General features: G+C 70.0%; 26 protein-coding genes. 20 read left to right on the top strand and 6 right to left on the bottom strand.

Features of this window, described 5'->3' with window-relative positions; translation table 11 throughout:
• From F8566_RS40770 to F8566_RS50450, 3 genes are all read right to left on the bottom strand, one after another.
• Positions 1-264 (bottom strand): hypothetical protein (locus tag F8566_RS40770; RefSeq protein WP_225993961.1); only part of this gene is annotated, 264 nt, incomplete at its 3' end.
• A gap of 161 nt (positions 265-425) precedes the next feature.
• Complete coding sequence (locus F8566_RS40765) at positions 426-776, bottom strand: hypothetical protein (RefSeq protein WP_151568121.1); 351 nt, start codon at positions 774-776, stop codon at positions 426-428.
• Positions 777-964: 188 nt separating this feature from the next.
• Entirely contained in the window at positions 965-2,392 is a 1,428-nt protein-coding gene (locus F8566_RS50450; protein ID WP_192810110.1) for a hypothetical protein, read from the bottom strand.
• Between the two features lie 103 nt (positions 2,393-2,495).
• Between F8566_RS50450 and F8566_RS50445 the strand changes: the two genes are divergently transcribed.
• The 3 genes from F8566_RS50445 (at position 2,496) to F8566_RS40745 (ending at position 5,583) form a co-directional block, all read left to right on the top strand.
• Positions 2,496-3,749, top strand: coding sequence for a sensor histidine kinase (locus F8566_RS50445; RefSeq protein ID WP_192810109.1), 1,254 nt, complete (start codon positions 2,496-2,498; stop codon positions 3,747-3,749).
• On the top strand, positions 3,746-4,510 hold the full coding sequence (locus F8566_RS40750) for a response regulator (RefSeq protein WP_151568115.1): 765 nt from the start codon (positions 3,746-3,748) through the stop codon (positions 4,508-4,510). Before F8566_RS50445 ends, F8566_RS40750 begins: the two co-directional genes overlap by 4 nt.
• Positions 4,511-4,668: 158 nt before the next feature.
• Complete coding sequence (locus F8566_RS40745; RefSeq protein ID WP_151568113.1) at positions 4,669-5,583, top strand: glycoside hydrolase family 16 protein; 915 nt, start codon at positions 4,669-4,671, stop codon at positions 5,581-5,583.
• Positions 5,584-5,695: 112 nt separating this feature from the next.
• Here F8566_RS40745 and F8566_RS40740 read toward each other — a convergent pair whose 3' ends face one another.
• Entirely contained in the window at positions 5,696-6,208 is a 513-nt protein-coding gene (locus F8566_RS40740) for a hypothetical protein (RefSeq protein WP_151568111.1), read from the bottom strand.
• A gap of 480 nt (positions 6,209-6,688) precedes the next feature.
• Between F8566_RS40740 and F8566_RS40735 the strand changes: the two genes are divergently transcribed.
• From F8566_RS40735 to F8566_RS40700, 8 genes are all read left to right on the top strand, one after another.
• Complete coding sequence (locus F8566_RS40735; RefSeq protein WP_151568109.1) at positions 6,689-7,726, top strand: glycoside hydrolase family 16 protein; 1,038 nt, start codon at positions 6,689-6,691, stop codon at positions 7,724-7,726.
• A gap of 177 nt (positions 7,727-7,903) precedes the next feature.
• Positions 7,904-8,326, top strand: a complete 423-nt coding sequence (locus tag F8566_RS50440; protein ID WP_192810108.1) for a globin domain-containing protein — start codon at positions 7,904-7,906, stop codon at positions 8,324-8,326.
• Positions 8,327-8,551: 225 nt separating this feature from the next.
• Positions 8,552-9,760, top strand: coding sequence for a globin domain-containing protein (locus tag F8566_RS40725; RefSeq protein ID WP_151568107.1), 1,209 nt, complete (start codon positions 8,552-8,554; stop codon positions 9,758-9,760).
• A gap of 4 nt (positions 9,761-9,764) precedes the next feature.
• Positions 9,765-10,646: a DivIVA domain-containing protein gene (locus tag F8566_RS40720; protein ID WP_151568105.1), complete on the top strand. Its 882-nt coding sequence runs from the start codon at positions 9,765-9,767 to the stop codon at positions 10,644-10,646.
• Positions 10,647-10,703: 57 nt separating this feature from the next.
• On the top strand, positions 10,704-11,843 hold the full coding sequence (ftsY, locus tag F8566_RS40715) for a signal recognition particle-docking protein FtsY (protein ID WP_151568103.1): 1,140 nt from the start codon (positions 10,704-10,706) through the stop codon (positions 11,841-11,843).
• Positions 11,844-12,187: 344 nt separating this feature from the next.
• Positions 12,188-13,531 carry an ammonium transporter gene (locus F8566_RS40710; RefSeq protein WP_192810107.1) on the top strand — a complete coding sequence of 448 codons (1,344 nt, stop codon included), beginning with the start codon at positions 12,188-12,190 and terminating at the stop codon, positions 13,529-13,531.
• Positions 13,528-13,866, top strand: a complete 339-nt coding sequence (locus F8566_RS40705; protein WP_151568099.1) for a P-II family nitrogen regulator — start codon at positions 13,528-13,530, stop codon at positions 13,864-13,866. The genes F8566_RS40710 and F8566_RS40705 overlap by 4 nt, the downstream gene beginning before the upstream one ends.
• A gap of 9 nt (positions 13,867-13,875) precedes the next feature.
• A complete protein-coding gene (locus F8566_RS40700; RefSeq protein ID WP_151568097.1) occupies positions 13,876-16,269 on the top strand; it encodes a [protein-PII] uridylyltransferase in 2,394 nt (797 codons plus the stop codon).
• Positions 16,270-16,392: 123 nt separating this feature from the next.
• On the opposite strand, the gene F8566_RS40695 is transcribed toward F8566_RS40700, so the two are convergent.
• Positions 16,393-17,304, bottom strand: a complete 912-nt coding sequence (locus F8566_RS40695; RefSeq protein ID WP_151568095.1) for a hypothetical protein — start codon at positions 17,302-17,304, stop codon at positions 16,393-16,395.
• Positions 17,305-17,356: 52 nt separating this feature from the next.
• On the bottom strand, positions 17,357-17,977 hold the full coding sequence (locus F8566_RS40690; RefSeq protein ID WP_225993960.1) for an RNA polymerase sigma factor: 621 nt from the start codon (positions 17,975-17,977) through the stop codon (positions 17,357-17,359).
• A 371-nt stretch (positions 17,978-18,348) separates the two neighbouring features.
• Here F8566_RS40690 and ffh point away from each other — a divergent pair, with 371 nt between their 5' ends.
• The 9 genes from ffh to F8566_RS40645 all read left to right on the top strand — a co-directional run bounded on the left by ffh (position 18,349) and on the right by F8566_RS40645 (position 25,832).
• Positions 18,349-19,923, top strand: coding sequence for a signal recognition particle protein (gene ffh / locus F8566_RS40685; protein WP_151568093.1), 1,575 nt, complete (start codon positions 18,349-18,351; stop codon positions 19,921-19,923).
• 195 nt (positions 19,924-20,118) lie between these two features.
• On the top strand, positions 20,119-20,643 hold the full coding sequence (rpsP, locus tag F8566_RS40680; protein ID WP_151568091.1) for a 30S ribosomal protein S16: 525 nt from the start codon (positions 20,119-20,121) through the stop codon (positions 20,641-20,643).
• Position 20,644: 1 nt separating this feature from the next.
• Positions 20,645-20,887 (top strand): RNA-binding protein, encoded by a 243-nt coding sequence (locus F8566_RS40675; RefSeq protein WP_151568089.1) that lies wholly within the window; start codon positions 20,645-20,647, stop codon positions 20,885-20,887.
• A 157-nt stretch (positions 20,888-21,044) separates the two neighbouring features.
• The gene (gene rimM / locus F8566_RS40670; protein ID WP_151568175.1) at positions 21,045-21,560 is read left to right on the top strand and encodes a ribosome maturation factor RimM; all 516 of its coding nucleotides are present in this window, start codon (positions 21,045-21,047) and stop codon (positions 21,558-21,560) included.
• Between the two features lie 10 nt (positions 21,561-21,570).
• Positions 21,571-22,398 (top strand): tRNA (guanosine(37)-N1)-methyltransferase TrmD, encoded by an 828-nt coding sequence (gene trmD / locus F8566_RS40665; RefSeq protein ID WP_151568087.1) that lies wholly within the window; start codon positions 21,571-21,573, stop codon positions 22,396-22,398.
• Positions 22,399-22,529: 131 nt separating this feature from the next.
• Positions 22,530-22,883, top strand: coding sequence for a 50S ribosomal protein L19 (gene rplS, locus F8566_RS40660; protein WP_151568085.1), 354 nt, complete (start codon positions 22,530-22,532; stop codon positions 22,881-22,883).
• 201 nt (positions 22,884-23,084) lie between these two features.
• A complete protein-coding gene (gene lepB, locus F8566_RS40655; RefSeq protein WP_151568083.1) occupies positions 23,085-24,026 on the top strand; it encodes a signal peptidase I in 942 nt (313 codons plus the stop codon).
• 103 nt (positions 24,027-24,129) lie between these two features.
• Positions 24,130-25,029, top strand: a complete 900-nt coding sequence (gene lepB / locus F8566_RS40650) for a signal peptidase I (RefSeq protein ID WP_225993959.1) — start codon at positions 24,130-24,132, stop codon at positions 25,027-25,029.
• A gap of 86 nt (positions 25,030-25,115) precedes the next feature.
• Complete coding sequence (locus F8566_RS40645) at positions 25,116-25,832, top strand: ribonuclease HII (protein WP_151568079.1); 717 nt, start codon at positions 25,116-25,118, stop codon at positions 25,830-25,832.
• Positions 25,833-26,095 lie beyond the last annotated feature (263 nt).

Here is a 26,095-nt window from a genome sequence, read left to right as displayed (position 1 = left end):
CGGCTCCGCGCGCGCCGGCTCCGCGCGCGCCGGCTCCGCGCGCGAGGGCTCGCTCCCGACGCGATCGCGGGCGCGGAGCCACGCCTCGAGCGTCTCGCCCGTACACCCGCAGGCGGTCACGAACGCCGCGACGAGCTCCCGCCGGGGAAGCACGTCGCCGCCGAGGAGGCCGCCGAGACCACCGGGGACCAGGATGCCGACCGCGAGGAGCCGCGTCTCCAACTCGGGGAGCGACAACCCCGACCAGGCATGGAGCCGTCGCATCTGAGACAGGAACTCGGCAGCTGTTCCCACCTCGCCGGGTCGTGGAGCCACGGTGCTCGCGGTCACTCTCTTTCCCCTAAAGATCAGCGAGTGCCAGTGGTGGCATCGTAGCGACCCTTAAGGCGAAAGTAACTATTGTCCCCTATGGGGGTGGTGGGACGTTACTTCACGACCATCCACCTCCCGCCGAGCCGCCGCAAGGTGAAGGTCGGCTGAGGCGACAGGAATTCTCCGTGGTCGTACTGCAGCCCCAGGGACGGGATGACGGCCTCCGTCGGCTTGGTGAGCCGGCCGCCCGTCACCCTGATCTCCCAGAGTGCCTGGCGTTCCCGCGGCCGCAGGTCATGTGGCCCGTCCCGCATCCCCTTGGTGCAGTCGCCGCGCAGCGGACCTTTCTTCTTCGTGGCGAACGGCCCGCGCACGTCGACATATCGGCAGGCCGACACGTCGCCGTGCGCGTGTCCGCGCAGGACCGCCTGCAAGGCCGTCCGTGCCCCCTTGATACCGGGCATGTCAGGCGAGCTGCCGGGATCCCACAAGGGCGGTCTCGTGAATCGCGGGCGGACGGAGGAAGCGGGCGTTTCGGGGGGATTGGACGTGGCCGGACCGGACTCGCCTCCGCCGACTCCGCCGAAGGAGATGACGGTCATCACGAGCACCGCGCAGACAAGCCCGCCACCGCAGAGGATCAGCAGTCGTTTCACGAACCCCTCACGGGGGTGAACGTGAAGCCCTGGACACCGGCCCGGAAACACGACGTGTGCACGGCGTGGACGGTACCGGGCTTGGCGGGGTCCATGCCCACGCACATCCCGTTCGCGTGCGTCTGGGCGGGCAACATCCGGAAGATCGCCGTGCCGTTCACCGGCGGCGGCGCGATCGGCTCGAACGTGAACCGCTGGCGCTCATCGCCGGGAAAGCACTGCTTGAGATGCAGCCTTGCCCGGTCCTGACCCCCGTCGAGCGTGACGCATCTGGGCGTCTCGCCCGGGGCCGCCCGGCCCTTCAGCACATGGCCGCCCTTGCGCTGGGATTCGAGGGTGAAGTTCTGGGTCTGGTCCTCCGGATCGCAGACATGTTGCGACAACGTCGGCCGCAGCGCGTCATCGTTCATGATCGACAGGCAGTTGACGGTGGGCTCGCCGGTCACGGGGCTGAGCATGTACGCCCCGTCCTTGGGCGGCAAGGCGACCTTCGTCTGCTCCGTCCTGGACGCCTTACCGGCCTCCCTGCCCCCGCCGTCCGTGCCGTTCACCACCGCGAAGACCACTGCCGCCGCCGTGATCAGCGACACCGTCGCGGCCTGCGGCGAGATCTGGACGCGCCGCCGGCCCGCCACCACCGGGAACTCGCCGGAGGCACGGTGCCGTCCCGCCCGCGCCGACGATCCTTCGGAGACCGGTGCGGGAGCCGCCACCACCGGCAGCTCGCCGGTCGAACGATGCCTTCCCGCGAGCCGGGGTTCCCGGCCAAGGCGCCGTTCGGCCGAAGCCCGCCGTCCCGTGGACGCGTGCCGTCCGGTGAACGCTCGCCGTTCCCCGCTCGACCGCTGCGCTCCATCGGCGCGGTCGCCACGGTGGTCACCGGCCGCTGCACGTTGGCCGCTCTCCTCGCGCAGCTCCTGCGGTGGACGCCCTGGTGCCGGACTTCCTGGTGCCGGACGCTCTAGAGCCGGTCGCGGTTGTTCCCGCATCGGGGGCACCCCGAGATGCCCGGCGATCATGGGGCGGGTGTCCGTGCGCCGTGGACGCGGCCTGAAGGCAGGGCCGGCAACGCGGACGTCTTCCGGCTCGGCGCCCGGAGGGGGAGGCGTCGAGCGTACGGCGGAAAGGCGGGCATGGGCCTCCAGCCAGCGTGCGCGGACCTCGGGAACACAACCGCAGGCGACGAGGAACGCCCCGAGCGTTTCCTCGCGGGGCAGCAGATCGCCGGACAACAGGGCCGACAGGCCACCCGGAACGAGCACGCCGCCCGGGTCGCGGACTCTGGCCTCCAGCTCCTCCATCGAGAGGCCGGACCACAACTGGAGCTTGCGCATCAACGTGACGAACTCGGCGGGCGTGCGGGCACCCTCCGGCTGGGGCACGGTTCGCCGCATGCCGTCGGGAACCCCTGTTTTCGCGGGCATCGTAGCGACCTCCGGGTTAAATGTGGCTAGTGTTCGCTGTGCGGCGGTTGTGTGGAATCACGGCGTTTCCCGTCCAGTGCCGCGTTTCGGGAGGGATCCTGAGTTGGTCGGCGACGAGGGGTTGTCCGGCGGGACGATGCGGAGCTCCCTCGAGACCCGCATCGGCTTGACGTTCGTCCTGCTCATGCAGGTGCGGGTGCTGGTCGTCGGCGTCACCGTGCTGATCAACAGCGAAGTTCGGGGCAACTTCAAGGGGCTGTGGGTCCTGGCCCTGGCCGCGCTCGTCTCCGGCGTGGCGCTGATGGGCTGGGAACGGCTCGTCCCCCGGTTGTTCGATCAGCCAGCGCTGCTCGCGTTCGACGTGCTCATCGGGTACGCCGTGCTCGCGGTGGGCGGGATCATCGGACCGTACTTCCTGGTCACCATTGTGGCCGCGGGCCTCGCGGGCCTGCTGTACCGCTGGCCGGCCGTGCTCCTCTTGTGCGCCCAGCAGACAGTGCTCTACTACGTCGCGCTGGGCCAGCAGGAGGAGAAGGATATAAGGGACGCCGTGGGGCTGCCGCTGCTGCTGGCGATGCCCTCGTTCTACATCATCGCTGCGCTGGTCGGGGGAGTGCTGCGCCGGCTGTACGACGAGCAGGCCGAGGCCGAAGAGGCACGCTGGCAGTCGGAGGCGCTGGCACTCGCCGCGGCGGAACGTTCCCGCCTGGCCCGGGAGATGCACGACTCGCTGACCGGCACCCTGTCGGGGATCGCGCTGGCGTCGACCGGGCTGCCCGCCTGGATCCGCAAGTCGCCCGAACGCGCCGAGGCGGAGGCGCAGCGCATCGCCGCCGCGGCCCAGGTCGCGGCGCGGCAGGCGCGGGAACTCATCGCCGAGCTGCGCGAGGACGCCGTGCAACACCCGCTGGGTGTCGCGATCGACGAGATCGCCGCCGAATGGGAACGGACCACCGGCATCCCGGTGCGCACCCGTGTTCAGGACGGCGTCGACCTGCCGCTGAGCGCACGGCACGAGACGCTGGCGATCGTCAAGGAGGCGCTGGAGAACGTGAGCCGGCACGCGGAGGCGTCCAGGGTCGAGATCAGTGTGGCCGGGGACCGGGACCTGCTGGAGGTCTGCGTGCGCGACGACGGTCATGGCCTGTCGGTCCGCCCGGGCGGCGAGGGCTGGCTGGACGCGCTCAGCGGTGCGGGTCACTACGGCCTCCTCGGCATGCACGAACGGGCACGGCGGGCCGGGGGCGAGCTGGTCGTGGATTCGCTGCCGGGGGCAGGCACGGGGATCACGGTGCGCTTCGCGGGGGAGGACGCGGCCGGTGGGCGTGCCGCGCTGACGAGGAGGAGGGATCGATGAACGGCCACCCTGCGTACCCCGGAGGACCGGACCCCCACGGGACGGCGCCGCCGGGCCCTCACGGGACGGCACCGGCGGGCGGTGGCGGGTCGGGGCCGGGAGGCTCGTATCGCGTGCTGGTCGTGGACGACAACCAGTTCATCCGTTCCGGCCTCGTCATGGCGCTCGAGACCAGCGACGACATCGAGGTGGTCGGCGAGGCGGGCGACGGCGGCCAGGCCATCGAGATGGCCCGGCGCCTGCTGCCGGACGTGACGCTGCTCGACGTGCGGATGCCGCATGTGGACGGGGTGGACGCCGTCGAGGTGCTGAGCACGCTCAGCCGGGTCATCATGCTCACCCAGGTCGAGGACCCCGACGTGGTGCTCACCGCGGTGCGCAGGGGCGCCGTCGGCTACCTCGTGCACAACTCGTTCACGATCGAGGAGCTCGCCGCGGCCATCCGCGAGACCGTCCTGCACCGGGCCCACCCCCTCTCTCAGGTCGCGTCCGCCGCCCTGATCGAGGCCACCCGGACGGGACAGGCCACCCCGCCACCGCCCGACCCGGCCGGTCACAGGTCGCGTTTCGGCCTTTCCGCCCGCGAAATCGAAGTCATGGACCTCATCATTCAGGGACACGCGAACTCTGACATCGCGGCCAAGCTATTTCTGACGGAGAAAACCGTCAAGAACTACATCAACCGCATATATGCCAAACTAGGCGTGCCCAACCGGGCCACAGCCATCGTGACCTGGCTCGGAATGCCACCAGGCGGCTGACCGGCGATGCCCGGTTGAGGTCCCCGCCGGTGCGCGATAGGGCCCTAGGGCCCTAGGGGCCCGGACCCCCTTCTCGGTATCTTCAACCCCGAAGAATTCGACTTTTGGCGCCCACATGGACGGGTCGCCATAAATCCCCCCGTGCTCGGAGGTTGTCCATGCAATTCACCCATCGTCATCGGGCGGCCATTTTGGCGACGACCGCCGTGGCAGTCGCGACGACCGTGTCCGCCACACTGCTGAACGACGGGACGGCAGGTGCCATACCGAGCGGCAGCACGTCGGCCGTGAGCGCCGGCGACCGGGCGCCCGCCCCCGGCGCACCAGACACCGGTGGGCAGGGCGTCGCGCAGGGAGAGCCCGACCCGGCCGGTGGCGGCGCGGAGGCCGCGGGCTACCCGACTGCGGCGAAGCGGTACAGGTGGGGGAAGCCGATCGCCTGGGACGATTTCCGTGGCACAAGGCTCAACCTGCGTGACTGGTCCCCGGAGAACGCCAACAGCGAGCACGGCAAGCGCCGCCCGTCGGCCATCACCGTGCGCAACGGCATCATGAAGATCACCGGGCGCAAGGACGGGACCACCGGCGCGGTCGGATGGCGCCGCGGTGCCCGCAAGTGGGGCCGCTGGGAGGCCCGCATCCGGATCAACCGCGCGTGCGCCTGCTACAACGCCAACCTGCTGCTGTGGCCGACCACCGGCAAGCCCTGGGACGGCGGCGGCGAGGTCGACTGGATGGAGACCTACGGCGACAACGGCATGCGCACGGGGACCTCGTTCTTCCTCCACTACGGCCGGGGCGCGCGACCGACGACGATCTCGAGCCGGGTGCGGACGGACCTCAGGAAGTGGCACACGTTCGCGATCCAGTGGAACTCGCGCAGCATCACCGGCTACATCGACGGCAAGGTCTGGTTCCGCTCGACCAAGCGGCAGGCGTTCCCGCCGCGTGCGATGGGCCAGTCGATCCAGCTCGACTTCTTCCCGCAGCTGCGGCCTCGGACGGCACGCGGCGTCAAGCGCTGGTACCCGGCGACGCTGGAGGTCGACTGGATCAGGATGTACCGCCCCTGACACGCCACCGCCCCTGACGAGCCCTTCACCCCTCGGAGGCCCGACTCCGAGGGGTGAAGCTCGTCGGGGGTGCCGGTCACGGAAGAGACGCGGATCCGGGAATGGCGCGGACTCAGCGGATGATCTTCCAGATGCCGTCCTGCCAGCGCAAGACGAACTTGCTCTGTACCGACGAGACCACCAGGTCGCCCACTTCCCATTTGAGGCCGGAGAACGGGATCGTGGCCTCGTTGCCCACCAGCTTGCCACCCGAAACGGAGATGCTGCGCAGCGCCTCCCGTTCTAGAGGCTTCAAAGTATGCGGGCTGTACCGGATGCCATCGAGGCAGTTGCCGCGCAGTGCGCCGCCTTTCTCGAATGAGCTGCCGGGGACGACATAACGGCACACCGACATTTCACCGGCCCCCTGTCCTCGCAGAAACGCCTGCAATGCCGCCCGCGCGCCGGCCAGGGTCCGTTCGGTGCCCGGTGTCGGCTTGGCGGGCGCGGGTGACGTCGGTGCCTTGGAGGAGGGAGCGGTGAAGACCTTGTCATCTCCCGTTCCATCCGCCGCGCCGCAGGCCGCCGAGGCGAACACTCCGGCGAACAACAGGGCGCCCAGTTGAACCGCTGACCGATAAGCCATAGCACGCCTTTCTTAGCTGGAACGAGCCGATCGGCACATCCGGCGGAGAGAGCCCCTCGGGTCGGGGGCAATTGACAATTCTATCGACGTGACAGCCGCATTGACAGAGGCCGGAGAAGAAATTTCGACTACCCTCCGTGAATGGGTCGGGATGGACCGGTTAATGGAGAGAGGCAGCTCCTGTTGAGGTCCGCTCGGCTTGCCGCCGGGGCCCTAGGGCCCTATCCGGAAAAACTTCTTATCAATAATGTTCCGTCCTGTTGGCCGGGTAATTCAGGCGACCGGTATAGGTGAGTTTCAGACGGTCGTTCCCCACAGCGTGGAGGCGGCCGCTCGCCCGCACCGCCTCCCGCATGGCCACCGACTGTCACATGCGGCCCGTGTGCACCTGCGCCGTCTGGTCATTCGCGGGCGAACGATGTTCGCGGTCCTGGAGTCCGAAAGGGCGAATGAGTACTTTGATTTCTAGGGGGCGGTTCGGTGTTGAACGGAATTACCAGATTCGGCGTGGTCGGGATGTGCGTACTGGCCGTGGGAACGGCCGCCGTGCAGGACGCCGACGTGCCGAAGCGGCGGGACGTGAAGGTCACGACGCCGCCGGAGACCGAGCCGGTGCCGACCGCGGCCGGGAAGTACGGGTGGGGTGAGCCCGTCGCGGCCGACGAGTTCAGCGGGGAGGCGCTCGACCCCAACGGATGGCTGGTCTATGACGGCCCCGGGCACGCCGGGCAGGGGCGCCGCAGCCCCACGGCGGTGTCCGTGCGGAACGGGACGCTGACCATCACCGGCACGCGGGACGGCACGACGGGCGGGATCGCCTGGCGGAAGGGGACGCAGAAGTACGGGCGCTGGGAGGCCAGGGTCAGGTCGTCGAAGGGGTGCGCCTGCTACCACCCCGTTCTGCTGCTGTGGCCGGTCGGCGGTGGCGGGGGAGTCGCGCCCAAGGGCGGCGGCGGCGAGGTCGACTACATGGAGACCTACGACGACGGGCAGCGCCAGAGCACGGGGTTCTACCTGCACTACGGGCCCGAGCACGGGGAACGGAAGATCGGGGCCAAGGTGCGTGCCGATCTGACCCGCTGGCACACGTTCGCCGTCGAGTGGACGCCCCGGAACATGAGCGGATTCATCGACGGGCGGCGGTGGTTCTTCACGGCGAACCGCAGGGCGCTGCCGCTGGGCCCGATGGGGCAGACGATCCAGCTCGACTGGTTCCCCCAGGACACCCGGAAGACCGCCGCCGGCATCGACCGGCGCGCGCCGGCGACGCTCGAGGTCGACTGGATCCGCATGTACACCTTGCGTGGTCAGGCAGCGCCGACTGCGGATCCGTCTGCGCCGGCCGCCGATCCCTCTGCCCCGGCCGCCGGTCCCTCGACGCCGACCGCCGGTCCGCCTACGCCGACCGCCAATGCGCCTACGCCGGTCGCAGATCCGTCGGTGCCGGTTGCCGATCCGTCTGCGCCCGCTGCTGTTCCGTCTATGCCGAGTGCTGTTCCGTCCACGCCGGGTGCCTGATCCGCCTGTGCCGCTTGCCCTGGAGCGCCGCCGGAACACGCAATGGATCTATCGCGACCCGCCGCGCGGGCCCTTGTGCATGATCCACCGATCCACTACTCATGTGGACCGGCCGTCGTCTGATCTCCCCGACGCGGGCACCCGGCCCGGTACAGCGACGGCCTGGAAGGTAGGCGCATGGACCCGCAGCGGATCAAGGAGAACTTCGCGCTCGTCGGCAAGAACGGCGAAGACGTCGCCGCGTACTTCTACGCGGACCTCTTCGAGCGTGAGCCCACGCTGCGGCCGATGTTCCCCGCCGCGATGGCCAAGCAGCACGAGAAGCTCCTCGGGGCGCTCTCGCACATCGTCTCCCTCGTCGACGACGCGCCGGCCCTCGTGCCGTTCGTCCAGGACCTCGGCCGCCGGCACGCGGGCTTCGGCGTCGTCACCGACCACTACCCGGTCGTCGGTGCCAGCCTGCTCGCCACGCTGGCCCACTTCAGCGGCCCGTCCTGGAACGACGAGCTGGAGCAGGACTGGGCCGCCGCCTACGGCCTGGTCGCCCAGGTGATGGCCGAGGCCGCCGCCGAGGGCCAGGACGCCGGCCAGCCGGCCTGATCACATCCGGTCCGGCCGTCCCGCCGGATTGATTTTTCTGTCGTACGCCCGGCCCGCCGCCGCTCTTTCGAGCGCCGGCGGTCGCCCTGGCGTGCACAGACGTGTTGCTCATGTGTTTTCTGTGACTGCTGTGACACGAGCCGCATTTGCGTTAAAAGTCCATATATGTACGCATCGCTCGGTAAGGTCCCCTCTTGATCATGGCCGCTACCAGGAGACGCAGGCGTGGACGCTCAGCGGTTGAAGGACAACTTCGCGCAGGTCGCGCAGCAGGGTGATGCGGTCGCTCTGTTCTTCTATTCGGATCTGTTCGTGCGCAATCCGCACCTCAGGGACATGTTCCCGGTGGGAATGAGCAGTCAGCGGGACAAATTGCTGCGTGCGCTCGGACGGATCGTCTCGCAGGTCGACGACCTGCCCCGGCTCGTGCCATTCCTCCAGCAACTGGGCCGTGACCACCGCAAGTTCGGGATCGTCGCGGAGCACTATCCGCACGTCGGGGCCAGTCTCGTCCGCACCCTCAAGTATTTCTCCGGAGCCGACTGGACGCCGGAGCTGGAGCAGGACTGGGGCGCCGCGTACGGCGTGCTCGCCCAGGTCATGCAGGAGGCCGCCGACGAGGACTCCTTGAACAGCCCGCCCTGGTGGGAGGGCCGCGTGGTCGCCGTGGAACGGCGCCGGTTCGACCTGGCCGTCATCCGGGTGGAACCCGACCGGCCCCTGTCCTACCTGCCCGGCCAGTCGGTGGCCGTCGAGCTCCCGGCGCGGCTGCGCCAGTGGCGGTTCTACTCGATGGCCAACGCGCCACGGCCCGACAACACCGTCGACTTCCACGTTCGGCTGGTCGACGGCGGCGCGGTCAGCCCCGTGTTGGTACGGGCCCTGCAGCCCGGCGACCGGCTCCGGATGGGCGCGCCGATCGGCACGCTCGTGCTGGACGAGTCATCGCATCGTGAGGTGCTGCTCGTCGCCGGAAGCACGGGGCTGGCCCCGCTCAAGGCGATCTTGGAGCAGCTCGCGCAACGTTCCGTGCCGCCGCCCGTGCAGCTCTTCTTCGGCGCCCGCACCCGGGACGCCCTCTACGACCTCGAAGACCTGCGCAAGCTGGCGGCCGACCTGCCGTGGCTGACCGTGGTCCCGGCGGTCTCGGACGAGGCCCCGCCGACGGGCGGCTCGCTGTTCGCCATGGACGTCCGGCCCGGGCCCAACGGCTCGCTCGTGCAGGTGCCGCTGTCCGGCCAGCGCTCGGAGGACGCCGACATCGAGTACGGCGCGCTCCCGGACGTGCTCGCCCGGCGCGGCTCGTGGACCCAGCACGACGCGTACGTCTGCGGGCCGGCCGCGATGGTCATGAGCACGGTGGAACGGCTGGCGCAGCTGGGCATGGACCCCGCGCGCGTCCGCCACGAGACCTTCGTCGACTCCGAGAGGTGAACCGTTGAACTCTCCGAACTATCCAGACCCGTTCGGCGACCCACCGGGTTACCCGGGCTTCGACTCCGCGCCGGCGGAACCCGGCCCGCCCGTGCCGGCCTGGTCCGGCCAGGCCCAGCCGCCGGGGCACACGCCCGGCCAGGTGCTGGGCCAGGAACCGTCCTATCCGGTCGTCCCGGCCGCGGAGAACCTCCCCGCGCCGGGAAGCCCGGGCGGCTTCGGGATGATCGGCGGTGACCGGCTGACGCCGAGCGAGGTGCGGGCGGTCACGTTCGCGCGCGCGTCCCTCGGACGCCGTGGCCTGGACGAGGATCACGTACGGGCGTTCCTCGACCGCGTCGAGCACGAGCTGGCCCAGCTCGGCAACGAGAAGGCGGCCCTGGCCGAGGAGATCGCGCAGCTGCGGGACCGGCTGGACGCCGCCGGTTCGGACCGGCGTGGCGGGATGGCGCACGAAGAGGCGCACTTCCAGGCCGTGCGGATCCTGTCGCACGCGCAGCAGACCGCGGACCTCTATGTGGCGGACGCCGAGCGGTACACCCGGGAACTGGCCCACGAGGCCCGCCTGCACCGCGAATCGATCTTGTCCGACGCGCGGGGACGTGCCGAGCTGATGCTGGAGGAGGCACACCAGCGCGCCGCCGAGGTCGCCGAGAAGGCGGCCCGCTCCGCCCCGGTCGCGCTCCCCTCCACCGCGGTCGAGTCCACCGCGGTCGAGCCCGCGCTGCCCACGGACGAGCGCCAGGCCATGGAACGCGAGATCGCCTACCTGCGGACCTACAGCGACGTGTACCGCACCCATCTGCGTTCCTATTTGGAAGCCCTCCTCAAGAACGTGGACGAGTGGGAGACGTCTGAGCGGTCCGCCCTGACCAAGGATCATTAAGGCGAACTCGCCGTCGCGTTCGGCGCACGGGCGGTGGTCTGGAAAACTGGGGTCGCTATGGAATATCTGATCCTCATCGCCGGGCTGGCCGCCCTCGCCCTCATCGTGGGCGGAGTCATGTTCTTGCGGCCTGGCCGCCGCAAGCCCGTTGAACCCCCGGAGCGCCCCGCCGACGTCCTGCCGGGTGGCACGACCGTCGTCGATGAGGCAGAGGCCACCGCGCCGCCCGTCGAACGCGCCCCACCGGCACCGGTCATCGAGATCGAGAAGCCGCCGCCGTCCGCGGGGCGCCTCGTCCGCCTCCGGGCCCGCCTGGCGCGGTCGCAGTCCACGTTCGGCAAGACCCTGCTCGGCCTCCTGTCGCGCGACACGCTCGACGACGACGCGTGGGACGAGATCGAGGACACCCTGATCGGCGCCGACATCGGCGTCGCCGTGGCCCGGCAGATCACCGAGGACCTGCGCACCAAGGTGCAGGTTCTGGGCTCCCGCACCCCCGAGGAGGTGCGCGGCCTGCTCAAGGCCGAACTGATCAAGCAGATCGGCCCCGACCTGGACCGGTCGCTGCACACCGAACGGCACGCCAACAAGCCCGCGGTGATGATGGTCGTCGGCGTCAACGGCACCGGCAAGACCACCACCTGCGGCAAGCTGGCCCGTGTGCTCGTCGGCGACGACCGCACGGTGCTCATGGGCGCGGCCGACACCTTCCGCGCCGCCGCCGCCGACCAGCTGGAGACCTGGGGCGCCCGCGTCGGCGCCCAGGTGGTCCGCAAGGACGAGGGCGCCGACCCCGCCAGCGTCGCCTTCGACGCGGTCAGGCAGGGCATTGAGAGCAAGGTCGACACCGTGATCGTCGACACCGCCGGCCGCCTGCACACCAAGACCGGCCTGATGGACGAGCTGGGCAAGGTCAAGCGCGTCATCGAGAAACAGAGCGATGTAGACGAGATCCTGCTCGTCCTGGACGCCACGACCGGCCAGAACGGCATGCAGCAGGCCCGCGTCTTCGCCGAAGTGGTCAACGTCACCGGCATCGTCCTCACCAAGCTGGACGGCACCGCCAAGGGCGGCATCGTCGTCCAGGTCCAACGCGAGCTGGGCGTCCCCGTCAAGCTGGTGGGCCTGGGTGAAGGCCCCGACGACCTGGCCCCCTTCGAGCCCGAGGCCTTCGTGGACGCCATCCTCGGCGACTGATCCCCGCCGTCCTCCCCGTCCTCACCTCGGTTGATCTTGGAGGGGTCGCGCAGGGAGGACGTGCGGGTAGATGGGGCCTCGCAGACGAATCGATGCCTCGTGGGGTGCTGCCGCCGTCGGGGCGTCGTTCCATCTCGTCACATGCGGCGCATGGGCAACTTCACTTCAGAAACCGGGAACTTTCACTGTCTTGACGGTAATGAAGTGAGGTCTTCGAAACATCATCGAAACATGCCGTGGCGGGGTTTCACACTGCCGAAACACGAGAGCCCCCCAGGTGAAACGGCCAGCCTCGAATCTCTGGAGCAACCCAACGTTCCGTGCCGAGGAGGGCTCTCTTCGAGATGAAAATCGATAGCGGTAACACTGCTTGGATGCTGGTGAGCACAGCGCTCGTGCTGCTCATGACACCGGGCCTGGCCTTCTTCTACGGAGGCATGAGCCGGGCCAAGAGCGTCCTCAACATGATGATGATGAGCTTCGTCAGCATCGCCGTGGTGGGGATGGCCTGGGTCGTCTACGGCTACTCCCTCACGTTCTCCGCCGCCGGCGGGCTCAGCTCGTTCATCGGTGGACTCGGGGACTGGGGTCTTGTCGGCCTCGAGACGGCGGCCACGGCCGACGACGGCTCGGGCATCCCGCAGCTGGTCTTCGTCGCCTTCCAGGCGACCTTCGCGATCATCACCGTCGCGCTGATCAGCGGCGCCGTGGCGGATCGTGTCAAGTTCGGAGCCTGGGTGGTCTTCGCCCTGGTCTGGGTGACCCTCGTCTACATGCCGATCGCGCACTGGGTGTGGTGGTCGGACGGTGAAGAGAACGGCAAGGCCGGATGGCTCTTCGACCTGGGCGCGCTGGACTTCGCCGGTGGCACCGTGGTCCACATCAACGCCGGTGTCGCGGCCCTGGCGCTCGTTCTCGTGGTCGGCAAGCGCAAGGGCTGGCCGCGTGACCCGATGCGGCCGCACAACCTGCCCTTCGTGCTGCTGGGCGCCGGTCTGCTGTGGTTCGGGTGGTTCGGCTTCAACGCCGGCTCGGCGCTCTCCGCCGGCGCGACGGCCGCGGTCGCCTTCATCAACACCCTGGTCGCCACCTGCGCCGCCGCGTTCGCCTGGATCGTGGTCGAGAAGCTGCGCCACGGCTCCTCGACGACCCTGGGCATCGCCTCCGGCGTGGTCGCCGGACTGGTCGCGATCACCCCGGCGTGCGCGTTCGTCACGCCGCTCGGCGCCCTCGCCCTCGGCCTGGTCGCCGGCGCGGTCTGCGCCTTCGCCGTGAGCCTCAAGTACAAGCTCGGCTTCGACGACTCGCTCGACGTGGTCGGCGTCCACATGGTCGGCGGCATCGTCGGCGCCCTGCTGATCGGCGTCCTCGGCACCACCGCGGTCAACGACGCGGGCGCGGACGGCCTGCTGGCCGGCGGCGGCATCGGCCTGCTCGGCAAGCAGGCGGCGGCGGTCGGCGCGACCCTGGCCTACTCGTTCATCGTGACGTTCGTCATCGCCAAGGTCCTCGACCTGGTCATGGGCCTGCGCGTCAGCGAGGAGGACGAGGTCGCCGGCATCGACAGCACCGCGCACGCGGAGACCGCCTACGACTTCGGTAGCGTGCACGCCGGTGTCGGAGCCTCGCTCCCCGCGCCCGCAAAGGTCGCTGAGAACACTGCGAAGAAGGTGGAGGCGGAAGCGTGAAGCTGATCACAGCGGTCATCAAGCCGTTCAAGCTCGACGAGGTGAAGGCGGCCCTGGAGACCTTCGGGGTCAAGGGCCTGACCGTCAGCGAGGCGAGCGGGTACGGCCGGCAGAAGGGCCACACCGAGGTCTACCGCGGCGCCGAGTACAAGGTCGACCTGGTGCCCAAGCTCCGCGTCGAGGTCCTCGTCGACGCCGAGGACGCCGATGACATCATCGACGTCATCGTCAAGGCCGCGCAGACCGGCAAGATCGGTGACGGCAAGGTCTGGGCGGTGCCCGTCGAGACCGTCGTCCGCGTCCGCACCGGCGAGACCGGCCCGGAAGCCCTGTAGGGCGAACGAGTGGTCCTCGCTCACGGAACGGTCGGGGGAAAACGCCACGAAGCCCGCGCAGCCCTTGCGGCTGCGCGGGCAGCGCGCGCCGGCGAACTCGACCGATGGCTCACCGGTCTGCTGGGCGCCCAAGGCCGACCGGCCACCGCCGCTCAGGCAAGGACTGCCGATCTCGCCCATCGCCAGGGGGACGCCGTCGCGTTGATCGCGGTCGGCAGCCACGGCCGCCGCGAGCTCACCCCCGGCGGTGATCTCGATCTGGTCCTGCTGCACCGCGGGCGGCCGGACGTCGCCGAGGTGGCCGATCGCGTCTGGTACCCCATCTGGGACTCGGGGATGCGGCTCGACCATTCCGTGCGCACGGTCGATGAGGCGCGCACCGTCGCGCGCACCGACATGAAGGCCGCGCTGGGGCTGCTCTCCGCGCGCCGGATCGCCGGCGACCAAGTGCTCGTCGACGAACTGCGCGCCGCCGTTCTCGCCGACTGGCGTGCCGACGCCCGGCGGCGCCTGGCCGAGCTGGCCGAGATGTGCCGGGAGCGCTGGGAGACCCAGGGCGAACTGGCGTTCCTCCTCGAACCCGACCTCAAGGAGGCGCACGGCGGCCTCCGCGACGTCCACGTCATGCAGGCCGTCGCCGCGTCCTGGGTGGCCTCGGCCCCCGACGGGCGCGTACGGGCCGCTCACGATCTTCTCTTGGACGTCCGGCACGCGCTGCATGAGACCACCGGCCGGACCTCCGACCGCCTGGTTCTCCAGGAGCAGGAGGCGGTCGCCCAGGCACTCGGCATGCTCGACGCCAACGTGCTGCTCCGTTCGATCGCCGAGGCGGCGCGCACCATCACCTACGCCGAGGACCACCTGTGGCGGCTCGTGGATCGTTTCTGCGCGCCGCGCCGCGCGCCCGCCATCCGTCCCCGCACGGACGCGGCAGGCAGGCGGGCCACCGTCGAACGCACCCCTGTCGGCGACGGCGCCGTCGAGCAGGAAGGCGAGGTCGTCCTCGCACGCGGGGCCGACCTGGACGACCCCGCACTCGCGCTCCGCGTGGCCGCGGCCGCGGCCCAGTCGGACCTGCCGCTCGCCCCCGCCACGGTGGACCGGCTGGCCGAACGCGCCGCGCTGCCCACCACGCCGTGGCCCGCCGACGCCCGTGACGCCCTGGTGTCGCTGCTGGGCGCGGGTACGGCGGCGATCGGCGTGTGGGAGGCCCTCGACCAGGCCGGGCTGATCGTACGGCTCCTGCCGGACTGGGAGCGGGTGCGGAACCGCCCGCAGCGCAACCCCGTCCACACGTACACCGTCGATCGTCACCTCGTGGAGGCCGCGGCCCGCGCCGCCGCCCTCACCCGCGAGGTCGCCCGGCCCGACCTGCTGCTCGTCGGGGCGCTCCTGCACGACATCGGCAAGGGCTGGCCCGGTGACCACTCGCAGAGCGGCGCGGTCGTCGCGCGCGACATGGGCACGCGGCTGGGTTTCCCGCCGGGGGACGTCCAGGTGCTGGAGACCCTCGTACGGCATCACCTGCTGCTCCCCGAGACCGCCACTCGCCGCGACCTCGACGACCCCGTCACGGTGGAGACCGTGATCAAGGCGGTGTCCGCGGTACCGGGCCGCGAACGCGAGATCATCGAGCTTCTGGCCGCCCTCGCGATCGCCGACGGCCAGGCGACCGGACCCGCCGCGTGGGGGCCCTGGAAAGCCCGCCTCGTGGCCCAGCTGGCCCGCCGGGCCATCGCCGCGCTCGCCGGTGGCACACCGCCGCCCGCGCCCGCCCTGCCGCCCGAACAACTGGCCTTGGCCCGCCACGACGGCGCCGCGGTACGCGTCGCGGGTTCCCGGATCACCATCGCCGCCCCCGACCGCGTCGGTCTTCTCTGGAAGGCCGCAGGCGTGCTGGCCCTTCACCGCCTGGCCGTCCGCACCGCCCGGACGGTCAACTCCTCACCTCGCCCGAGCGAGGACGCGGCCCGTACGACGGCGGTGCTGGATTTCACGGCGGTGCCCGAGTACGGGACGCCGCCGGACCCCGCGGCTCTGGAGGCCGACCTGAGGCGGATGCTCGCCGATCGCCTGAACGTCGCCGACCGGTTGGAGAAACGGGCGCGCTCGGTGCGGACGAGGCCGGGCGTGGCCGTTCCGCCGCCGCGGGTGTCGTTCGTCGACGACGCCTCCAGCACGGCGACCGTGGTGGAGGTCCGCGCCCACGACCGGCCGGGGCTGCTGTGGCGGATCGGCCAGGCCCTGGGTGAGTGCGGCCTCCAGGTCCGCGCCGCCCAGGTCGACACGCTGGGGGCCGAGGCGGTGGACGTCTTCTACGTGGTCGACGCCGAAGGCCGCCCGCTCACCGACGTCGACGACCTTTCCCGCGTACGAACGCAGGTCCTGGAGGCTCTGGCGTAACCGTCACCTCGCCGTGCCTGCCTGCCGGCGCGGGTCGAATCTGCGGTTTGAAGACGGATCTGCGGTTTGAAGACGGAGGGGCAGCCACGGGGGCACGGCTGCCCCTCCGCCGGTCTAGGGATGTCAGGAGCGCACTGGGTCGCTGACACCTGGTTGGTTTTGGCTGGGCTGGTCAGTGTTGGCTCTGTTGGGGTCGGCGCGGCCTTTGCCACCGCGGTTGCCGTTGCCGTTGCCCTTGTCGTCACCCTTGCCCGGGTTGCCGTCGTCGTCCTTGTCCTGACCGTTGCCCTTGTTCTGATTGCCGTTGTTCTCGCCGCTCTTGCCCTGGGACGGCTGATTCGAGGGCTTGGCGTTCTTGGGCTTCTTCCCCTTGCTCGTGTTCCCGTTCGGCTTCAGGAGCTTCGAGCAGTAGCCGGTCACCTTGGGAGCCCCGCCTGCGGCGGACACCAAGGGCAAGTACGCCGCCGAACGCAGCGCCGCGGCACGTTGTGCGGCACTGACAGAGGCGTACTTGCGGCACAGCGCCGCCAGGGCCGACGGCTGAACGCCGCCGTTTGCGGGAGGCGGGCTCGTCCTGGTCCCAGAGGGCCCGGTGGACGGGGTCTTGGAGACGGGGTGGGGGGACGGGGACACCGTGGTGACCGGATCGTTGTCCAGCGGGCCCATCGGCAGCGTCCCGGTGCCCGCGGCCAGGGCGACCCCGCCCGCCGCGGTGACCGCCAGGCTCAACGCCGCGATCTTCGCCGTCAGGATGCGGCTCAGCGGGATCCTGTGCGCCCGCTTCGCCGTCAGCGGCGCGGTGCCGGTGCCGGCAGCGGCACTGGTAGCGGTCGCGGTCGCGGCAGCGGTCGCGGCGGCGGCGGTGAAAGCGGCCACAGCGGCGTCCTCACCGGCGAGCTCTCGTTCCTGAGCGGGCGTAGAGGCGGCGGCGAGCAACTGGCCCAGGGGTTCGGCGGGTGTGCCGGGGTCGCCCGGCTCGCCGCGGAGCAGTCGCTCGGCGGCGTCGCGGTCGAGTTCCCAGCGATCCGTACTCATCTCACTCCCCTCAGCGTCGCGACCTGCGCTCGTGTCACACCTGACATCTCAGTCATTCGCCGTCGGGCCCGTGAGCAGGCCGTTCTCCCATCTGATCGGCCAGCCGGTGCAGGCCGCGGTAGGCCGCGGTCCGGACCGCCCCCGCCCGCTTGCCGAGCACCCGTCCGGCCTCCTTGGAGTCCAGCCCGACGACGACGCGGAGCAGCACCGCCTCGGCCTGGTCCCTGGGCAGCGCGCCGATCAGCGCGACGGCGCCGTCGGTGGAGATGCGTTCCAGCGCGTCCCGTTCGGTGTCGTCGCGGGCCACCAGGTCGGTCAGCTCGTCGATCTGCACGCTGGTCTCAGGCCGCCGGTTGAGCCGGCGCAGATGATCGAGCGCCCGGTGGCGCGCCACCGTCGACGCCCAGCCGCGGAACCGGTCGTAGTCGCCGCTGAACGAACGGATGTCCCGGGCGATCTGCAGCCATGCGTCCGCCGCCACGTCCTCGGCGTCCCCACCCACCAGCGCCCGCAGATACCTGAGCAGCCTGGGCTGCAGGTCGCGGTAGATCGTGCGGAACGCGACCTCGTCTCCGGCCTGCGCGGTCTGCAGAGCGACCTCGAGGCTCTGGTCGGGAGGCTCGATCCGGGTGGTCACCCGTCCGCTCATGCGCGCCCATGTCGGCGCGGCCACGTCTTCACCTTGGGGGTCCTTCGGGGGCTTGATCAGGACAGCGGGGTCCGGCGTGTCCTGTCATGCAGGTCACATGGAACCCCTCACCGCTCCAGCGTACGACCCCAACTTAGCCGTCACAGGCACACCGCCTGGACCAAACCACGTTCCTCACCCGGCGAGACCCGCCTGCTCGGCGGAGGGGAAGGGAACGCGGCGGGGAGGAGGGCGGGGAGGAGAAGGCTCGGCCAAGGAGAGGCCGGCAGAGCAGGCCCGCAGAGGAGGGAGGGAAGCCAGCAAGGAGCGCAAGGGATTGATCGGGCGGGGCGCGGTGGTTGACCCGATAGTCTGATAGGCGATCCCAGAAGCTTTCCAAGGACGGGTCCAGACACGTGTTCGAGACGCTATCCGACCGGTTGACGACGGTCTTCTCGTCGCTGCGCAGCAAGGGGCGGCTCTCCGAGGCCGACATCAACGCGACAGCCCGCGAGATCCGGGTCGCGTTGCTCGAGGCCGACGTCGCCTTGCCCGTGGTGAAGGACTTCATCGCGCAGATCAAGGAGCGGGCCGCCGGAGCGGAGGTCTCGCAGGCGCTGAACCCCGCGCAGCAGGTCGTCAAGATCGTCAACGAGGAGCTCATCAACATCCTCGGCGGCGAGACCCGGCGGATCCGGTTCGCCAAGACCCCGCCCACGGTGCTCATGCTGGCGGGTCTCCAGGGTGCCGGTAAGACGACGCTCGCGGGCAAGCTGGCACGCTGGCTCAAGTCCGAAGGGCACGCGCCGCTGCTGGTGGCGGCCGACCTGCAGCGGCCCAATGCCGTCCAGCAGCTCCAGGTGGTCGGTGAGCGAGCCGGGGTTCCGGTGTTCGCGCCCGAGCCCGGCAGCGGCGTCGGCGACCCGGTGAACGTGGCGCGGCGTTCGATCGAGCAGGCCAAGCACGCCCAGCACGACATCGTCATCATCGACACCGCCGGCCGGCTCGGTGTCGACGCCGAGATGATGCAGCAGGCCATCGACATCCGCGACGCGGTCACGCCGGACGACATCCTGTTCGTGGTCGACGCGATGGTCGGACAGGACGCGGTCAACACGGCCCAGGCGTTCATGGAGGGCGTCGGCTTCGACGGCGTCGTCCTCACCAAGCTCGACGGCGACGCGCGCGGCGGCGCCGCGCTGTCGGTCCGGCACGTCACCGGCCGGCCGATCATGTTCGCGTCGATGGGTGAGAAGCTCGAGGACTTCTCGGTCTTCCACCCCGACCGGATGGCCGGGCGCATCCTCGACATGGGTGACATCCTCACCCTGATCGAGCAGGCCGAGCAGGCGTTCGACGCCCAGCAGGCCGAGGAGATGACCCAGAAGGTCCTCAAGGGCGAGAACTTCACCCTCGAGGACTTTCTCGAGCAGATGATGATGATCCGCAAGCTCGGGCCGATCGGCAACCTGCTGGGCATGATGCCCGGCATGGGCCAGGTCCGCGACCAGGTCAGCCAGATCGACGACAAGGACCTGGACCGGGTCGCCGCGATCATCCGTTCCATGACCCCGGGCGAGCGCGCCAATCCGAAGATCATCAACGGCTCCCGGCGGGCCCGGATCGCCAAGGGCTCGGGCGTCACGGTCGGTGAGGTCAACAGCCTGGTCACCCGCTTCTTCGACGCGCAGAAGATGATGCGGCAGATGACCGCCGGCATGCCTGGAATGCCCGGCATGCCTGGCCGCCGCAAGGCCACGAAGGCCGCCAAGAACGCCAAGAACAAGAAGGGCAAGCAGCGCAGCGGCGACCCGCGCAAGCGCGCCGCCGGCGGCCAGCCGCAACAGCCCGCCGCCGCCCAGGACGGCGCGGCGCCGGACGGTCTGCCGCCCGGTCTCGGCGGCCAGTTGCCGCCAGGCCTGGGAGGCCAGTTGCCGCCGGGATTCCAGATGCCCGACCTCGGCAAGCTTCAGGGGCGCAAGAAAAAGTAAACGTCTCCGCGTGTCACCGCGCGATTGCGCTTTTTCCGCGATCGTCTGGCAGAATGGCAGGCTGGAAACCCCGGGACCGCCAGGAGCCCTCTCTCGTCCTGCGCGGACCGGAAATCCATGGAACGGCCGGTAACCGGTGTCCCCACCTGGTGAGGCCCGTTCACCCTGTAATGAAGTCTGGAGAACACCACACCCGTGGCAGTCAAGATCAAGCTCAAGCGTCTGGGGAAGATCCGGAACCCGCAGTACCGGATCGTCGTCGCCGATGCCCGCACCAAGCGTGACGGTCGGGCCATCGAGGAGATCGGCCTTTACCAGCCGAAGCAGGAGCCGTCGCTCATCGAGATCGACTCCGAGCGCGCGCAGTACTGGCTGGGCGTCGGCGCGCAGCCGACCGAGCCGGTCCTCGCCCTCCTCAAGATCACCGGTGACTGGCAGAAGTTCAAGGGCGAGCCCGGCGCCGAGGGCACGCTCAAGAAGGCCGAGCCCAAGCCGGACAAGAAGGCCGTCTTCCAGGCGGCCGTCAAGGAGGCCTTCAACGAGGACGAGGCCGCCGCCACGGCGACCAAGACCAAGAAGAAGGCCGAGCCTAAGAAGGCCGAGCCTAAGAAGGCCAAGTCCGAGGCGAAGGCCGAGGCCAAGACCGAGACCCCGGCCAAGGCCGAGGACGCCGCCGAGGCCAAGGCCGCCGAGACCACCGAAGCCAAGAGCGAGGACTGACGTGCTCGAAGAAGCGCTCGAGCACCTGGTGCGCGGCATCGTGGAGCACCCGGACGACGTCCGGGTGCGCGCCCGCCGCATCAGGGGAGGCCGGGTCCTGGAGGTGCGCGTGCACCCCGAGGACCTCGGCAAGGTCATCGGCCGCAGCGGTCGTACCGCCAAGGCCCTCCGCACGGTCATCAGCGCCCTCTCCGGAGGACGCTATGTGCGGGTGGACCTGCTCGACGTCAACGAGGTCCGCTGACGCTCGGAGCCCGGCTCCCAGCGGCCCTCGCCCGCGCAAAGGCCGACCGCACCGGTCGGCCCCCGCAGGCCCAGTGACCGGCCCGACGGCCCCGCCGTCGGGCCGGTCGCCGTTTGTAAGATCGGTCGTATCCAAGGATGTCAGGTAAGTGATGGTGATGAAGGACCAGCTGGTGGTCGGCCGGATCGGGCGGCCGCACGGGATCCGTGGTGAGATCACCATTGATGTCCGTACGGACGAGCCCGACGCGCGCTTCGCCCCGGGCGCCGAGATCGCGACAGATCCCGCCGAGGTGGGCCCGCTCACGGTGGAACGTGCACGCTGGCATTCCGGGCGGCTCCTGGTGGCGTTCGCCGGAGTGGCCGACCGCACCGCGGCCGAGGAACTGCGCGGCACCTGGCTGGTCGTGGCCCCGGACGACATCATCGACACCGGCGACCCGGACGACTTCCACGACTCCGAGCTGGTCGGCCTGTCGGCGGTGACCGTCAGCGGCGACGAGGTCGGCACGGTGGCCGAGGTCCGTCACTTCGGGCAGGACCTGCTGGTCATCAGCCGGAACGGCGGGGGAGAGGCCCTCGTGCCCTTCGTCGCCGCCCTTGTCCCCGAGGTGGACGTCGCCGCGGGCCGGCTGGTCATCGACCCGCCGGCGGGCCTCCTGGACGACCAGTGAGAGACGACCAGTGAGACTCGACATCATCACGATCTTCCCGGAGTACTTCGCTCCGCTGGACGTCTCGCTGCTCGGCAAGGCCCGCCGGAAGGGCCTGATCGACATGGCCGTCCACGACCTCCGGGAGTGGACCCACGACCGCCACCGCACCGTCGACGACACCCCGTACGGCGGCGGCCCCGGCATGGTCATGAAGCCCGAACCCTGGGGCGAAGCCCTGGACGCCATAGCCCCCCCAGCCGACGTCACCGGCCAGCCGGCCGAGGTGGTCGGCGAACGGGCCGATGGGGTGCCACGGTTGATCGTTCCTACTCCCAGCGGGCGGCCGTTCACCCAGGCGCTGGCGGGGGAGTACGCGGCGGAGCCGTGGCTGATCTTCGCCTGCGGGCGGTACGAGGGCATCGACTCGCGGGTGGTCGAGGAGGCGCGGGGACGGATGCGGGTCGACGAGGTCAGCCTCGGTGACTTCGTGCTCGCGGGCGGCGAGGTGGCCGTGCTGGTCATGGTGGAGGCCATCAGCCGGCTGGTGCCGGGTGTGCTCGGCAACTTCGACTCGGTGACGGACGACTCGTTCGCGCCGGGGGCCATGGAGTCCCTGCTGGAGGGGCCCGTCTACACAAAGCCGCCGGTCTGGCGGGATCGCGCCGTTCCGGAGGTGCTCCTGTCGGGCAACCACGGCGCGATCGCTCGCTGGCGGCGGGATCAGGCGCTGCGCCGGACCGTCGCCAACCGGCCCGAACTGGCCGCGAGGCTGGATCCGGAGAGCCTCGACAAGCATGATCGCCAGGTGCTGGAGGACGCCGGTTTTCCGGTGGACGGCGAACATATGGCACACTAGAGCGTCGCCGTGAATCTCACATGCGGCGCCCACAGCTTCCAAGAAGATCCACTTCGCGCGGCTCGATGCCCCCCACGACGTACTCCGGGGCCTCTCGATGTCCGCGTTCGACTCATGAGGAAACGCCTGCCATGCACACCCTGATCCAGGAGATCGAGAACGCCGCGCTGCGCAGCGACCACCCGGACTTCCGTCCGGGCGACTCGGTCAAGGTCCACGCGCGCATCACCGAGGGCAAGGTCACCCGCGTGCAGATCTTCGAGGGCGTCGTGATCCGGCGCCAGGGCGGCGGCGCCCGCGAGAGCTTCACCGTACGCAAGGTCAGCAAGGGCGGCTACGGCGTCGAGCGCACCTGGCCGCTCAACAGCCCGCACATCGAGAAGCTCGAGGTCGTCACCCGCGGTGACGTTCGCCGCGCCAAGCTCTACTACCTCCGCAACCTGCGCGGCAAGGCCGCCCGGATCAAGGAGAAGCGCGACTTCTGAGCCCGAGTGCCCGCGTCATGGCGATGCGGGTGTGCGGCCGTACGGCGCCCCGGGAACCCTCAGCGGTTGCCGGGGCGTTGCCCGTTTGCCGGCGGGCATCGGCGAGCGCGAGAGCAGCGGTCGGCCGGGCGCAAGGTAGTACGGGGCGACACGGCTGTGCACAAGGTACGCCGGGCGTGACGCCGATAGGCTTTCGCTCTGATGACAGACGAGGACGATCGGAGAGACGTGCGTTCCGAAGCCGAGGGCGCGGTGCCCAACGAGAAGCAGGCCGTGACCTCGGGCCAGGACCCTGTCGACGACACGACGTCCGACGACGAGTCGTCCACCGGCGGGGGGAAGTCCAAGAAGCAGGGCTCCTTCTGGAAGGAGCTGCCGGTCCTCATCGGCGTCGCCCTCGTTCTCGCCCTGGTCATCAAGGCGTTCGCCGTGCAGGCGTTCTACATCCCGTCCGCCTCGATGGAGAACACCCTGCAGATCGGTGACCGGGTCCTGGTCAACAAGATCGTTTACCACACCCGTGACATCAAGCGGGGCGACATCGTGGTCTTCAACGGCCTGGACTCCTGGGACCCCGAGGTCGACTACGCCGAGCCGTCCAACCCGGTGTCCAAGGTCCTCCGCGCGATCGGCACGACGTTCGGCGTCGCGCCCAACGAGAAGGACTACATCAAGCGCGTGATCGGCATCCCCGGCGACCGGGTCAAGTGCTGCGACGCGCAAGGACGCATCACCGTCAACGGCGTGCCGCTCGACGAGAAGCGCTACCTGTTCACCGACCCCCAGACCGACGAGCAGAACAAGCCCTCCAACGAGACGTTCGACCACACCGTGAAGCCCGGCCAGCTGTGGGTCATGGGCGATCACCGGGAGGTCTCCTCGGACTCGCGGGCCCACCGGGGCGACCCGGGCGGCGGCACGATCCCCGTCAGCCGCGTGATCGGCCGTGCGTTCGTGATCGTGTGGCCGCTGGACAGGATCGGCACGCTCCCGATCCCCAAGACGTTCGAGCAGCCCGCCCTGAACGCCGCCGCGGCCCTGACGCCCGCAGTCCCGCTGGCCCTCGGCTTCGTCGGCGCCGTCCCCGTCGTCCTCGTCCACCGCCGCCTCCGCATCCGCTTCGCCCGAACGCGCGACTCGTAGATCGCCGAGCGTCGCCTGCCCGAAGGAGACGGCCGCTCGTGTCACGATGTCAACCGGATCGGCCCGCGGTGGGGGTCACTGGACGAAGACGGTCGGAGGAGACGTGCGTTCCGAACCCGAGGGCACGGGTCCCGAGCAGAGCCGCCCCTCGGCCGCGGCGGACGACCCTGACGAACGGTCGCAGGCCTCCGACGCGGGCGCGGAGCCTGCTCAGGGCCCTTCCAAGAAGGGCAAGAAGCAAGGGTCGTTCTGGAAGGAACTCCCGGTCCTGATCGGCGTCGCGCTGGTCCTGGCCCTGATCATCAAGACCTTCGTCGTGCAGGCGTTCTACATCCCCTCGGAGTCGATGGAGAACACCCTCCTCGTCGGCGACCGTGTGCTGGTCAACAAGCTCGTCTACCACACGCGCGACATCGAACGCGGGGACGTCGTGGTGTTCAGCGGCCTGGACTCCTGGGACCTCGAGGTCGACTACGCCGAGCCGTCCAACCCGGTGTCCAAGGTGCTCCGCGCGATCGGCAGCACGTTCGGCGTCGTACCCGGCGAGAAGGACTACATCAAGCGCGTGATCGGCGTTCCCGGCGACCGGGTCAGGTGCTGCGACGCGCAGAGCCGCATCACCGTCAACGGCGTGCCGCTCGACGAGAAGTCCTACCTGTACACCGATCCGGAGACCGGGGAGCAGAACAAGCCTTCCGACATCCCGTTCGACGCGACCGTCGGCAAGGGCCAGCTCTGGGTGATGGGTGATCACCGCGAGCTCTCGCACGACTCGCGCAACCACCGGGGTGACCCGGGCGGCGGCACGATCCCCGTCAGCCGCGTGATCGGCCGTGCGTTCGTGATCGTGTGGCCACTGGACCGGATCGACACGCTCCCGATCCCCAAGACCTTCGACAAGGCCGCAGCGGCGGCCTTCCCCGTCGCCCTGGGCCTGATCGGCGCCGTCCCCATCACCCTGATCCGCCGCGTTGGCGCAGGTGGTCGGCATGTTGGTGCCTGATGGGTTTCCCTGGCTTAGCTAGAGGCGTCTGCGATCGGGGGATTCGAGGCGCTATTGGGGCTTGTGGCGTCGTACGCTGGCGTTCCATGAACGGTCGTCCTCTCCGCTTCACGCCGCGCCGCGACGCTGGGTTGCACGCGTACGAGCGGGCGCTCGAACATGCCGGTTTCGGGCGCGTCGCGGGCGTCGACGAGGCTGGGCGCGGTGCCTGCGCCGGGCCGCTGGTCGTCGCCGCCGTGATCTTGCCTCGGGGGCGGCGGAGGATGATCGAGGGCCTGACGGACTCCAAGCTGCTCACTCCCGCACGCCGCGAGGCGATCTACGAGGAGGTCGTTCAGCGGGCCGAGGCCTGGAGCGCGATCGTGATCCCCTGCCACGACGTCGATCGGATCGGCGTTCACCGGTGCAATGTCACCGGGATGCGGCGGGCGCTGGCGGCCCTGGAACCGCGGCCTTCGTACGTGCTGAGCGACGGGTTCGCGGTCCCCGGCCTGGACGTGCCGAGCCTGGCGGTGATCAAGGGTGACCAGGTCGCCGCATGCATGGCGGCGGCCTCGGTGGTGGCCAAGGTCACCCGAGACCGGATCATGGTGGACCTGCATGAGCGCTATCCGGCCTACGGATTCAACGTTCACAAGGGCTACGCCACCCGCGAGCACTCAGCGGCGCTCGCCGAGTTCGGGCCTTGCCCAGAGCATCGCTTCTCCTTCGTCAACGTGGGGCGGGCCCTGCGTGGAGTTGCCGAGGAGATCGAGGCCGAGCTGGACGTCCCCGGCGAGGAAGGGGCCCGAGCGCAGAGGTGAAGTCCGCCGCAAACGCGTCCCGGAGACCCTGAGCCGCACCGGCCCCACAGTCCAAGCCGCCACAGCAAGGCCCCGCCACCGATCAACCCGTCGGACCCGCACGGCCCGCTTGAACCCGATCAAGATGGGATCTCCGCACGCCTGCGACCGCGAGCCCGAAACGGCGTTGATCAGCCGCGTTGTGGGTAGAGCGGGGTCATGGTGCGCATGGTGTCGCTGACGTTGAGCGGTGCGCTGCTGGGCGTAACGTGCCTGACCGGATG

It is taken from the genome of Actinomadura rudentiformis (genome assembly GCF_008923185.1).
Lineage (GTDB): Bacteria > Actinomycetota > Actinomycetes > Streptosporangiales > Streptosporangiaceae > Spirillospora > Spirillospora rudentiformis.
Note: the sequence above shows the minus strand (reverse complement) of the source record. Positions and strands in the feature narration are given on the sequence as shown.